The organism is Vibrio sp. MMH1-50, from assembly GCF_022347645.1.
Taxonomy (GTDB): Bacteria; Pseudomonadota; Gammaproteobacteria; order Enterobacterales; family Vibrionaceae; genus Vibrio; species Vibrio harveyi.
The window spans coordinates 1-12,905 of record NZ_JAKRGG010000020.1; the positions used below are offsets into that span (position 1 = coordinate 1).

A 12,905-nucleotide genomic window follows, 5' to 3' on the forward strand; every position below is an offset into this window, starting at 1 on the left:
CTCAAATGACTAAGTCACAAATTCTATCGCAAGCGTCAAGCTCAATCCTTGCGCAAGCGAAACAAGCGCCTAACTCAGCGCTAAGCCTACTAGGTTAATCAACCTAATACGACGCGATACAAAAGCCAGGTTCATCCCTGGCTTTTTGCATATTCGAATCACGCATTAGGGACACCGAATAGGATAGGTGACAAGGAGTTTGTATCGATTAGATGGTCTCTTTAAATACCAATGTCACTGCGATGATGACGCAGCGACATCTCAGTCATGCGGCTGAGCAAAACATAGAGTCTCAGCGAAACCTCACCTCGGGTTATCGGATTAATTCCGCTAGTGATGATGCTGCAGGTCTGCAAATCTCCAATACTCTTAATGTCCAAACGAGAGGGCTTGATGTCGCCTTGAGAAATGCGCACGATGCGTATTCGGTGGCACAAACCGCAGAAGGCGCTTTGCATGAGAGCAGTGATATATTGCAACGCTTGCGCTCTCTGGGGCTTCAAGCGGCAAACGGCAGTAATGACTCAAGTGATCGGCAAAGTATTCAATACGAGGTCGTAGCGCTGCAAGATGAGCTTGATCGTGTCGCGATCACGACGACATTTGCAGATAAAAACCTGTTTGATGGTTCTTACGGCTCGCAAAGCTTCCATATTGGTGCGAATGCCAACTCTATCTCTCTGACACTGCGAAATATGCGCAGTCACATCCCGGAGATGGGAGGGCAGCATTATGTTGGTGATGCAGTCGGTAAAGATTGGCGAGTCACTAAAGATAATCAAACCCTTAAATTTGAATACCAAGACAGTAAAGGGCAAACCCAAACAGAATCTATTGGGCTCAAACTAGGAGATCGCATCGAGCAGGTTGCCACTTACATCAATGCACAGCAATCGATAGTGAGTGCCTCAGTGACTGAAAACAATGAACTGCAATTCTTTGCCTCGACGCTGAATGCACCTGAAGGTGTAACGTTAGAGGGTAGTTTGGCGGATGAGCTTGATGTTACTGCTGGTGGTTTAGTCACAATGGACGACATCGATATGTCGACTGTTGGCGGGGCGCAGCTTTCAGTTGGGGTAATTGATGCAGCAATTAAGTATGTTGACTCGCATCGAAGTGAAATAGGTGGCTTCCAAAACCGGGTTAGCGGCACGATGGATAACCTTAACACGGTGAACCGGAGTGTGACCGAATCAAAAGGGCGGATACGAGATACGGATTTTGCTCGTGAGTCGACGGAGATGGTACGGTCACAAGTGCTGCAAGATGCGACTACCGCATTATTAGCCCAAGCGAAGCAGAGACCGAGCTCGGCACTTGGCTTGCTCAGTTGAGCGGGTTGCAGCGATGAATGTCGCTCAGGAACAAAAGTTTCAGGTAATAAAAAACGCTGCCAATGGCAGCGTTTTTTTCGTGTTCAGCTAAGTAAAAATTACTTAGTTACACGTAGAACTGGAGTTTCACCAACAGTAACAGAACCAGAAAGCTTGTTTAGCTCTTTGATTTCGTCCATGTTAGAGATAACAACTGGAGTTAGCGTTGATTTCGCTTTCTCTTCTAGAAGAGCTAGGTCGAATTCAATTACAGTGTCGCCAGCTTTAACAGTTTGACCTTCTTCAGCGATACGCTTGAAGCCTTCGCCTTTAAGTTCAACAGTATCGATACCGAAGTGAACGAAAAGCTCAACACCGTCGTCAGACTCGATAGAGAACGCGTGGTTCGTTTCGAAGATCTTACCGATAGTACCGTTTACAGGAGCTACCATTTTGTTACCAGCAGGTTTGATAGCAATACCATCACCAACGATTTTCTCAGCGAAAACAACATCTGGCACATCTTCAATGTTCACGATCTCACCAGAAAGTGGTGCGATGATTTCGATTGCACCTGCGTCAGCGCTGTCGTCAGATACTAGCTTCTTAAGTTTGTCAAACAGACCCATTGTGTCATGCTCCTAACGTTTTATTTAATTCTGTCGAATTATAGTATACCAATCTTTCGAGATAGACGACTTTTTTTAACCGCCTATCTCATTGGAATTAGTTGATTATTGAGTTTTCTCTGCAATGAACTTTTCTACAACTGCTTCGATTTCCGCTGCTGTTGGTAGAGAAAGTGCTTCTTCAGCCATTGCTTTCACTTCTGCGAAGTTAGAGTTACGGATAACTTTCTTCACTTTAGGGATAGAGATGCCGCTCATTGAGAACTCGTCTAGACCCATACCTAGAAGTAGAAGTGTTGCACGCTCATCACCTGCTAGCTCACCACACATACCAGTCCACTTACCTTCAGCGTGAGAAGCGTCGATAACTTGCTTAATCACAGTAAGTACAGCTGGTGATAGTGGGTTGTATAGGTGAGAAATCATCTCGTTACCACGGTCAACCGCTAGTGTGTACTGAGTTAGGTCGTTTGTACCGATAGAGAAGAAAGATACTTCCTTCGCTAGGTGGTGCGCGATAGCTGCTGCAGCTGGAGTCTCAACCATTACACCGATTTCGATGTTTTCGTCGAATGCATGACCTTCAGCGCGTAGTTCTGCTTTGTACTCTTCGATCGCTTTCTTAAGCTCACGGATTTCTTCAACAGAGATGATCATTGGGAACATGATACGCAGTTTACCGTGTGCAGATGCACGTAGGATACCACGTAGCTGGTCACGTAGGATTTCACGACGATCCAAGCTGATACGTACTGCGCGCCAGCCTAGGAACGGGTTCATCTCTTTTGGAAGATCCATGTATGGAAGATCTTTGTCGCCGCCGATATCCATAGTACGGATGATCACAGCGTGACCGTTCATTGCTTCAGCAACTTCTTTGTAAGCTTGGTATTGCTCTTCTTCAGTTGGAAGTGCGTCACGGTCCATGAATAGGAATTCAGTACGGTACAGACCAACACCTTCACCACCGTTACGGATGATACCGTCACAGTCTTTAACAGTACCGATGTTACCGCAAACTTCTACGCGGTGACCGTCAGTTGTTTCTGCGTGTAGGTCTTTTAGCTTAGCTAGCTCTTCTTTTTCAGCAAGGAATGCAGCTTTAACTGCTTTTGCTTCTTCTAGCTCAGCGTCAGATGGGTTGATAACGAGCTTGTTGTTCATCGCATCAAGAATCAGCATGTCGCCGTTCTTAACTTGCTTAGTGATGTCGTTAGTACCAACGATAGCTGGAAGCTCAAGAGAGCGAGCCATGATTGAAGTGTGAGAAGTGCGACCGCCGATGTCACAAGCAAAACCAAGAACGTAGTCTAGGTTGATCTGTGCAGTTTCAGATGGCGTTAGGTCGTAAGCTACTAGGATAACTTCTTGATCAATATCGCTTAGAGAGACGATGTTGATACCTAGAGCGTTCTTAACGAAACGAGAACCGATATCACGGATGTCAGTTGCACGTTCTTTCAGGTATTCGTCGTCTAGAGACTCAAGAGCCGTTGCTTGCTCTTCGATCACAGAGTGGATCGCGTGGTCAGCAGACATTTTGTCGTTTTTGATAAGTGCTAGGATTTCCTCTTCTAGCTCTTCGTCTTCAAGAAGCATGATGTGACCTTCAAAGATCGCTTCTTTTTCTTCGCCAAACGTTTCAAGCGCTTTTTGCTTGATAGTTTCTAGTTGAGCAGAAGATTTGTTACGAGCGTCAAAGAAACGTGCAACTTCTGCTTCTACTTGATCATCAGAAATAGTGTTTGTGTTTAGGACAATTTCATCTTCTTGAAGTAGTAGTGCTTTACCGATTGCAATACCAGGAGATGCTAGGATGCCTGAAATCATAGCCTTACCTTAAGTTGGTCAACTTTATAAAACGGGAGAATAATGGGTGCGCTAACGAATAGTTTTAGCTTAGTTTTGAGTCTATTTCCAACGAAGCCATTTTGCTTTCACAAAATGGCTTCTGAAATAGGAGACCGAATTAGTGTAGTTGGTCCATTAGAGCAACTAGGTGGTCAACTGCTTGCTGAGCTTGTGGGCCTTCAGCTGAGATAGTTACTAGAGTACCTTTTACTAGGCCTAGTGTTTGTAGCTTGAATAGGCTCTTAGCGCTAGCGCTTTTACCGTTAGAAGTCACAGTGATGTCCGCGTCGAATGCTTTAGCTTCTTTAACGAACTGTGCAGCTGGACGAGTGTGAAGACCGTTTTCTGCTGTGATTTCTACTTGCTTCTCGTACATGTGATATACCCCAATAAATGTATTTTTTTGTTAGTTTGTGACTAAGTTTTAGCTTAACTGCTTTACACCTTGTGCGCTAGCACGGGAGAGTTCAAAGCGTGTCAGAACTGATACTAGTCAAAAGTTTGGTAATTACGCAACTGTTTGCGTGCGTAATTACACTGAAACCTTTTTGGTTTAGATTCTTTATTTTGAACCTAAAAATAAAACACCCTGATATTACCAAAGGTGGGGCAGGGATCAACAAAAAAGCCCCTGAACGGGGCTTTTTTAAACGAAAAATTGATTTGACCACATATTACTGTTGGTTCTCTTTCTCGGTAAAGATACCAGCAAATAGCGCTGTACTTAGGTAACGTTCACCAGAGCTTGGTAGAACTGTTACGATTGTTTTTCCTTCAAATTCAGGAAGTTCTGCGAGTCGGTTTGCTGCAACGACTGCTGCACCTGATGAGATGCCAGCTAGGATGCCTTCTTCTTCCATTAGGCGACGAGCCATCTCGATCGCTTCTTCAGAAGTCACTTGCTCAACACGGTCTAGAAGTTCTAAATCTAAGTTACCAGGGATGAAACCTGCACCAATACCTTGGATTTTGTGAGGCGCTGGTTGGATTTCTTCACCTGCTAGCGCTTGCGCAATTACTGGTGATTCTGCTGGCTCTACTGCAACAGATGTGATGGCTTTGCCTTTCTCACCTTTGATGTAGCGGCTTGTGCCTGTGATGGTACCGCCTGTACCTACACCTGCTACGAATACATCGATTTCACCGTCTGTTGCTTCCCAGATTTCTGGACCAGTTGTCTTCTCGTGAATCTCTGGGTTGGCAGGGTTGTTGAACTGCTGTAGAAGAAGGTATTTGTCTGGATTGCTTGCAACGATTTCTTCCGCTTTAGCGATCGCGCCTTTCATACCTTTTGCTGCTTCTGTTAGTTCTAGGTTTGCACCTAGCGCTTTAAGAAGCTTACGACGCTCAAGGCTCATTGATTCTGGCATTGTCAGAGTGAGCTTGTAACCGCGAGCGGCTGCTACGAATGCAAGTGCAACACCTGTGTTACCACTGGTTGGCTCAACTAGCTCAACGCCCGGCTTAAGAGTACCTGCCTTTTCTGCTTCCCAAATCATGTTCGCACCAATACGGCACTTAACACTGAAGCTTGGGTTACGCGCTTCGATTTTCGCCAAAACTTTACCTTTGCTCACTTTATTCAAGCGAACAAGAGGTGTGTTACCGATAGTAAGAGAGTTGTCTTCGTAGATCTTGCTCATAGTGATGTTCCTTCATTACACGATATTGTGAATATGAGTAGAAGAATATGCGGTCTCAAAAAAAGGGAAAAGGATTAAAAAGTTATATCTTATGAGGTTGGTCGAGAATTGAGCAAAATGAAAGGGGAGGCGTCTAAAACCTCCCCGTATCGAATGAAAGTGTGAGTTATTGTTGATGCTTAAATTCGTTCACCCACATTGCAGTTGCACCGCAGACAGCAACAGGCATAACAATTAGGTTAAGAATTGGAATCGTGGTAAACACCGAAACCAACACTCCAAAGCCATAGGCTTTCCCTTGCTTTTGTTTCAATTTGTAACGCATCTCGTTGAAAGACACTTTATGGTTATCAAACGGATAGTCACAGTACTGGATAGCAAGCATCCAAGCGGTGAAGATGAACCACAAGAAAGGTCCAACCGTTTGCCCGAGTGCAGGGATCAACAGAAGAAGAAACAAGCCAATTGCTTTTGGTAGGACATAAAGCAATTTTCGCCATTCTCGTGCCAGCACGCGAGGGACATCTTTTATCACCGCAGCCATGCCATCATCATTCACTTTTTGACCCGTTAAGGACTCTTCGACTTTTTCAGCGAGTAAACCATTGAATGGTGCGGCGATGAAGTTAGCTAATGTACTAAAGAAATAAGAGAATGTGGCGAGAATAGTTAACACCAATATTGGCCATAATATGTAGGTAAGCCAAGAGAGAAAATCTGGTAACTGACCAATCCAGTTCTGGATCCAAACATCGAGATGGGAGAATAGATAGAAAATCGCGCCACCCACGAGTAATACGTTGGCAAGTAATGGCAAAACCACAAAGCGACGGATCTCCGGAGAGAGTGCTATTTGAATCCCATATAGGAAGTAACCGAATCCGGTTCTAGGCTGATTATTCAACTTCATATCTATTTTGTTTCGTGTAAGTGAAAACTCATTGTACCTGTGGATGGTTTTCTTTCAATGCCCTAACATTTTGGGTCTTGTAAAGTGGAATCGTGGCAAGAATCACAACAAAAAACCGAACTTCTTGCATTAAGTTGTTCTAAACCTACATATAGTTTTGGTAAAGTAAAAGCATCATTCGGATTTATTGCACTTGGGTTACTGCTCAAGGATGTGCGAGTAGTAGAACAAGTAGATTGAGAGTAAATAATGCAGGAATTGCGATTCGTACTCATTGTTGTTGGCGCATTAGCCATCGCCGCATTGCTATTTCATGGTCTGTGGACAAGCAAAAAAGAAGGCAAAGCAAAATTTGGTAACAAGCCGCTTGGTAAGTTGGATGTTGACCAAGAGGATAAAGAGTCTCCAGAACAAGAGCGTGATTTTGCTCCTGCTCCAGAAGACGACTTCGAAATCATCCGTAAAGATCGCAAAGAGCCAGACTTTGGGATGGAGAATTCATTTGATAATAAATTCGCTTCTGATCCTCTGATCGATGATGTTCTTGATGTAAAAGAAGAGAAAGAGCATAAAGAAGAGCAAGAAATCCCAGCTTTTGTTGCGACAAAAACAGAAGAAGACGTGGTAGAGCCTGTTTTACAAGAGTCAGTAGACACTTTTGCTGAAAACGAAACTATCGCGGAAAAAGAAGAAATTATCGAACCGGTATTTGAAACAACGGTGGTACCAGAATCGGCAGAAGTAGAGATTGCGCCTGTAATGACAGAGGTAGCGGTTGAAGAGCCGAAGCCAGAGCCAGAAATGCAAGTGATTGTGTTAAATGTGCACTGTGCAGGCGAAGAGCCATTTATTGGTACTAAGCTATTCGATAGCCTTCAGCAAAACGGTTTGATTTACGGTGAAATGAATATCTTCCATCGTCATGTGGACTTGTCTGGCAATGGTAAAGTGTTATTCAGTGTTGCAAACATGATGCAGCCGGGTACGTTAGAGCACGGTGACCCAGCAGAGTTTTCAACGAAAGGTATTTCCTTCTTTATGACTCTCCCTTGCTATGGTGAAGCAGACCAAAACTTCAACCTTATGCTGCGTATTGCACAGCAAGTCGCGGACGATATGGGGGGGAACGTACTGGATGATCAACGTAACCTGATGACACCTGATCGATTAGCATCATATCGACGTCAAATAGTTGAGTTTAATGCTGCTAACGCATAACCTTAACACCAAATAATGATAGGGCTCCGTTAGGAGCCCTTTTTCTTAGATTCCCAACCTCATTAATGAATATACACGGGGCTTTAATATGTCTGAATCAGTACATCAGCGACTAGAAGAGCTAAAAGAGTCGTTGCATTACCACGCGGTTCGTTACTACGTGGAAGATAACCCAGAGATTCCAGATGCAGAATACGATCGTATGATGCGTGAATTATTGGATATTGAAGCCGAACACCCAGAACTGGTTACCGTCGACTCTCCAAGTCAACGCGTAGGAGGTCAGCCACTGTCTGAGTTCAGCCAAGTTACTCATGAAGTGCCGATGCTATCGTTGGATAACGCTTTTGATGATGCGGAACTGGATGGTTTTCATAAACGCGCTCAAGATCGCGTTGTCGGTCATACCATCAAACAGTACTGCTGTGAGCCTAAGCTTGACGGTTTGGCTGTAAGTCTATTGTACGAAGATGGTGTCTTGGTCCAGGCTGCGACACGTGGTGATGGTACTACTGGTGAAAACATCACGGAAAATGTGCGTACCATCAGCGCAATTCCATTAAAGCTGCAGGGTAAAGACTGGCCGACACGTCTAGAAGTTCGTGGTGAAGTCTTTATGCCAAAAGCGGGTTTTGACAAACTTAACGAGATCGCTCGTCAAAAAGGCGAGAAAGTTTTTGTTAACCCACGTAACGCGGCGGCGGGCAGTCTGCGTCAACTAGATTCACGTATTACCGCTTCGCGTCCATTGAGCTTTTATGCTTACAGTGTTGGCGTTGTTGAAGGTGCTACGTTAGCAAACAGCCACTACGAGCGATTCTTACAAATCAAATCTTGGGGCTTACCAATGTGCCCCGAAACCAAGCGAGTCGATAACTTGGAAGAGGTAAAAGCCTACTACCAAGACATTCTTAACCGTCGTGAAGCTTTGGCGTATGAAATTGATGGCGTCGTCATTAAAGTTGATGATATTGCAATTCAAGAGCGTTTGGGTTTTGTTGCTCGTGCTCCTCGTTGGGCAATCGCGTATAAATTCCCTGCGCAAGAAGAAATTACCACGCTAAATGATGTGGAGTTCCAAGTTGGTCGTACAGGTGCCATTACGCCAGTAGCTAAGCTTGAGCCAGTATTTGTTGGTGGTGTCACAGTAAGTAATGCAACTCTTCACAACGCAGACGAGATTGAACGTTTACAAGTGATGGTAGGTGATCAAGTAGTGATTCGTCGTGCTGGTGATGTGATTCCGCAAGTTGTCTCTGTTATCAAAGAACGTCGCCCAGAAACGGCGCGCGAGATCCTATTCCCCAATGCTTGTCCGGTATGTGGCTCTCATGTTGAACGTATCGAAGGTGAAGCCGTTACACGTTGTACTGGTGGTTTAGTATGTCAGGCTCAACGTAAAGAAGCGTTAAAACACTTTGTGTCTCGTAAGGCGCTAGATGTAGACGGATTGGGCGAGAAGGTCATTGAACAATTGGTTGATCGTGAGATGGTCGAAACACCAGCTGACCTGTTCAAGCTTTCTGCAGGTGTACTGACTGTCTTGGAACGAATGGGACCGAAATCGGCAACCAACGTTGTTAATGCTCTTGAGAAATCAAAGCTAACAACATTGCCACGTTTCTTGTACTCACTTGGTATCCGAGAAGTCGGTGAAGCTACAGCTGCAAACCTTGCACAACATTTCAAGAATCTTGAAACCATTGAGCAAGCAACAGAAGAGCAGTTGGTTGAGGTTCAAGATATTGGTGTGGTCGTAGCAAAACACATTACCACTTTCTTCAGCGAAGAGAAAAACCAAGCGGTTGTACAAGACCTACTGGCGCAGGGCATTCACTGGCCAGAAATCGCCACACCACAGGAAGGGGTCGAATTACCTTTGGAAGGTAAAACCGTGGTGTTAACCGGTACGCTTTCTCAGTTAGGTCGTTCAGAGGCGAAAGAAGCACTACAGAATTTAGGCGCAAAAGTAACTGGTAGTGTTTCGAAGAAAACAGATATTTTGTTTGCTGGAGAGAATGCCGGTTCTAAGCTAGCGAAAGCTCAAGAACTTGGAATTGAGATTCAAACTGAGCAAGACTTACTCAATTTGATGAAATAACTCTCCTCAAAAAAGATAAAAAATACCTAAAAGCCCCAAGTGTCAGTCGCTTGGGGCTTTTTCTTGGCAATTAAAAAGTCACTCAATAACCGTTCAAATACCACTTTTCCTGATTTCAGTGATCAGGATCTCTCCTTACGTTATTCTTCTTTTATAACTAAAACTCTGCGATCGACTTCAAAATAGAATGGATGAGTTTTCATTATGTGGTTGATATTTAAAGTCTTTTCTTTGATTTGTGTCTTTGGTGTTAAAAATAAGATCTGGATCAACAACTTATATGGAACTTTGGCGTTGGTCATATTTTTTTAGAAAAAAAATAAGTTCCATTTGGATGTTTTTAGATGCGAAGTTAGTCTTAGAAGCGTGGATACACGGTGTGTATGCAGGAACTAAAAAGAACCAATTTAGAAATATTGAGGTTCACTCAGGAATTTACTTCTCTCCTTCGGCGGCCAACTTAAGGCGAGATAGAAAAATACAGCTATATCCATTTTTAGGAGTTTTTTCCATGGACAAATTTTTCAAGGTTTCAGCGTTAACAGCTGCGATGTTTGGTGCGGTTGCAGTAGCTCCGGCTACAGCATCTACTGAAAGTGCAGCTGGTGGTGAGTATGTAGAAAAAGTTAACGAATTTATGCAAGACTCAAGTCTTAATGCAATGTTCGTTGTTGATACTCGTTCTCGTACTCGTACAACAGGTAAACCTGGTGGTGAGAATGGCGACCGCTGGAGCCGTCTAAACTACTCATCTTACAACGCGATCATTGACTTCACTTCTGGCTACCATGATGGTTGGTTAGGTGCAGACGTAGCAGCTTACTACTCTGGCGACCTATACAACGATAGCTTGAAAGGCGCAGACGGTTACCTATGTAACGAGATCTCTACTTGTACTAACCTAGACTGGGGTGCAGGTGACGGTGATCAACTTAAAGTTTACAAAGCTGCTCTGAAGTTTAAGACTGGCGAAAACTTTAACGCTCGCTTCGGTATGTTGCAAGCTGGTGGTAATGGCACAATCGGTAACGTTTGGAGCTTCGTACCAGGTACTTACCGTGGTTTCGAACTAAACGCGAAGCTGGGTGATTTCAACCTAAGCTACTTTGGTGCAGACCAATTTACAGCACCATGGTTGCTACACGAAGATGACTACGCGCCAGCACTATGGTCAGACACTTCTTGGAGCTACCTACACTCTCTAGGTTTGAATGGTAACATTACTGACGCTCTATTCTTCCAAGTTGGTCTTGGTCAAGCGACAGGCGTTAAATATGCTAACGGTATCGACTGGGGTGCAGGTCAAGTAACTAGCTACCATGACGAAACTGATAACACGTCATACAAAGCTTACTTGAAGTACACAGTAAGTGACCGTACTACTCTTGCATTTGACTTCTACGGTGTTGATGACGATGTGAAATACGATGGTCTAGGTTTCCACACTGGTCTATCTCTAAACCAATCGTTCGGTAAACTGTCTTGGATGTCTGAACTACGTTACACAGACACAGACAACCGTTCAGATTTCGTTCCTCGTACAATCCATACTTACGGTATGAATAATGGTACTTGGTCACAATGGTGGGATGCTCTATCTGACTGGAACAAAGCTGGCGAGCTAGCTTGGTACAACCGTCTATCTTACAACCAAGGTAACGGCTGGAACTACTACCTAGGCTTCGGCTACGGTTCTGGTGCAGACTCTGCAGCAAGCGGCGCATCTGGTGACTGGGATTACGAGAGCGAGTACGCAGTTAACGCAACAGTTTCTTACTCTCTACAAAGCGGTTCTCTTAAAGGTACAACCGTGCGTCTACACGGTACTATCCTAGAGCGTGACGAGTTTGCTGGTGCAGCAGACGCGGATGAGACAGACCTACGTCTACAAGTTCTTATCCCATACAGCTTCCACTAATATTTAGAAGTTAAGAAAAAGGAGCCAATCGGCTCCTTTTTTATTTTACTTCTTTTCCGTCATACATTTTGCAATATAGGGGAGGAAGCATGTGTACGTTGCCGTTGGGCAATTCACACTTTATTTCTGGTGCTAATGTTCTACCACCAGAAGCGCCATTTGCTAGCGAAGTCAATGGCATTAATGCAGCGATAGCGACTAATAATCCAGTTACCAGTTTCATATTATTTACCTTGTAATCTAGAATGTATTTTCTTTTTAATTTCACTTAATTACTTGAGTTCGTTGTATAGGTGGGAAATATTAAAGCGTAGCGTTCTGCTCCTTAATCTAACCTACGATTTAGTTGTCCCATGAACCACCTTGAAAGCGGCACATCTCACTAGGTAGATGGGCAACATCGCCACTTGGTAAAACACATTCAACGATAGGTCCTAGATTTGTGGTGCCTCCATTCCCGTTGTTATAGGCGAATGAAGAAAACGCAAACGCGCTGCACGCTAAAAACAAAAAACACTTCTTCATAGTACATCCTCTTACTTACCTTAAAAAAATATAAGCATTTAATTGCCATGCTTATGCGTTAAGTATGTATAGAGACCTAGAAAGATCAAAAATTAATTCAACAGTGTTTTATTTTTTAAAATGAATTTAGATTTTAAATCTTGGGATATATTTATCTATGTGCTTGAAATTTTAATTTAGTAGGAGGATCTGTTTTGATAAAGGAGAGAATATTAATAATATTTCTATTACTTAATTTTTGTGGTTAATTTAAATAAGTAGATGAAATAAAAGCATTAGTCATGGAAAGGAAATAAAAGGATGCTGAGCACCCTTTTATTTTGACACAAATCAGCGAGAAACCGGTTTAACCTTCAAAATTATGCCGTCTACGGCGATAATTTCGACCCGAGTTCCCGTCGGCAATTCGTGTTCGCATTCAGCTGACCACGTTGTATCTGCCACTCTAAGACGATTCATTCCAATGTGAAAATCTTCTTCGAGCGTGACAATATTACCTATCAGCTGTTTATGTTTTTGATTGAGATCTCTGGCTTGATCACTTTTGCGATCCTTGGACCATTGCTTTCTCCACCATAGCCAAGTGGTAACCAAACTGAAAGCCACAAAGGCAAGCCACTGCATCTGCCAACTCATTGGCAAGAAAGATAGGATAGCGCCAACGATCAGGGCGGAAATGCCTAGCCAAAGAAAATAGCCTGCTGTGCCCAATAGCTCTACAGCGAGCAAGGCTAAACCAAGCGCAATCCAATGCCAGAATGACACGCTTTCTAATAGGCTAAATAAATCCATAG

At 43.7% G+C, this 12,905-nt stretch carries 12 protein-coding genes; 5 read left to right on the forward strand and 7 right to left on the reverse strand.

Annotation, left to right across the window (positions count from 1 at the left end; genetic code table 11):
- Together MHO32_RS15130 and MHO32_RS15135 are read left to right on the forward strand one after the other, a co-directional pair.
- Positions 1-98 (forward strand): flagellin (locus MHO32_RS15130; RefSeq protein WP_253804769.1); only part of this gene is annotated, 98 nt, incomplete at its 5' end.
- A gap of 114 nt (positions 99-212) precedes the next feature.
- Positions 213-1,337, forward strand: coding sequence for a flagellin (locus MHO32_RS15135; protein WP_239212808.1), 1,125 nt, complete (start codon positions 213-215; stop codon positions 1,335-1,337).
- A 98-nt stretch (positions 1,338-1,435) separates the two neighbouring features.
- Here the strand turns inward: MHO32_RS15135 and crr are convergent, their stop codons facing one another.
- From crr to cysZ, 5 genes are all read right to left on the reverse strand, one after another.
- Positions 1,436-1,945 carry a PTS glucose transporter subunit IIA gene (gene crr / locus MHO32_RS15140; RefSeq protein WP_005425608.1) on the reverse strand — a complete coding sequence of 170 codons (510 nt, stop codon included), beginning with the start codon at positions 1,943-1,945 and terminating at the stop codon, positions 1,436-1,438.
- Positions 1,946-2,050: 105 nt separating this feature from the next.
- Positions 2,051-3,775 carry a phosphoenolpyruvate-protein phosphotransferase PtsI gene (ptsI, locus tag MHO32_RS15145; protein ID WP_005451541.1) on the reverse strand — a complete coding sequence of 575 codons (1,725 nt, stop codon included), beginning with the start codon at positions 3,773-3,775 and terminating at the stop codon, positions 2,051-2,053.
- A gap of 139 nt (positions 3,776-3,914) precedes the next feature.
- Positions 3,915-4,172 (reverse strand): HPr family phosphocarrier protein, encoded by a 258-nt coding sequence (locus MHO32_RS15150; protein WP_005436894.1) that lies wholly within the window; start codon positions 4,170-4,172, stop codon positions 3,915-3,917.
- A 298-nt stretch (positions 4,173-4,470) separates the two neighbouring features.
- On the reverse strand, positions 4,471-5,439 hold the full coding sequence (gene cysK, locus MHO32_RS15155; protein ID WP_005436896.1) for a cysteine synthase A: 969 nt from the start codon (positions 5,437-5,439) through the stop codon (positions 4,471-4,473).
- Positions 5,440-5,605: 166 nt separating this feature from the next.
- Positions 5,606-6,349: a sulfate transporter CysZ gene (cysZ, locus tag MHO32_RS15160; protein WP_005451544.1), complete on the reverse strand. Its 744-nt coding sequence runs from the start codon at positions 6,347-6,349 to the stop codon at positions 5,606-5,608.
- A 249-nt stretch (positions 6,350-6,598) separates the two neighbouring features.
- On the opposite strand from cysZ, the gene zipA reads away from it, so the two are divergent.
- The 3 genes from zipA (at position 6,599) to MHO32_RS15175 (ending at position 11,586) form a co-directional block, all read left to right on the forward strand.
- Complete coding sequence (zipA, locus tag MHO32_RS15165; protein WP_005451545.1) at positions 6,599-7,567, forward strand: cell division protein ZipA; 969 nt, start codon at positions 6,599-6,601, stop codon at positions 7,565-7,567.
- An 88-nt stretch (positions 7,568-7,655) separates the two neighbouring features.
- Positions 7,656-9,668: an NAD-dependent DNA ligase LigA gene (ligA, locus tag MHO32_RS15170; RefSeq protein WP_005451546.1), complete on the forward strand. Its 2,013-nt coding sequence runs from the start codon at positions 7,656-7,658 to the stop codon at positions 9,666-9,668.
- 511 nt (positions 9,669-10,179) lie between these two features.
- Entirely contained in the window at positions 10,180-11,586 is a 1,407-nt protein-coding gene (locus MHO32_RS15175; protein ID WP_005451547.1) for a hypothetical protein, read from the forward strand.
- 40 nt (positions 11,587-11,626) lie between these two features.
- On the opposite strand, the gene MHO32_RS15180 is transcribed toward MHO32_RS15175, so the two are convergent.
- Together MHO32_RS15180 and MHO32_RS15185 are read right to left on the reverse strand one after the other, a co-directional pair.
- On the reverse strand, positions 11,627-11,809 hold the full coding sequence (locus tag MHO32_RS15180; protein ID WP_009698603.1) for a hypothetical protein: 183 nt from the start codon (positions 11,807-11,809) through the stop codon (positions 11,627-11,629).
- Between the two features lie 632 nt (positions 11,810-12,441).
- Positions 12,442-12,903, reverse strand: coding sequence for an NfeD family protein (locus MHO32_RS15185; RefSeq protein ID WP_017818942.1), 462 nt, complete (start codon positions 12,901-12,903; stop codon positions 12,442-12,444).
- Between the last annotated feature and the right edge of the window lie 2 nt (positions 12,904-12,905).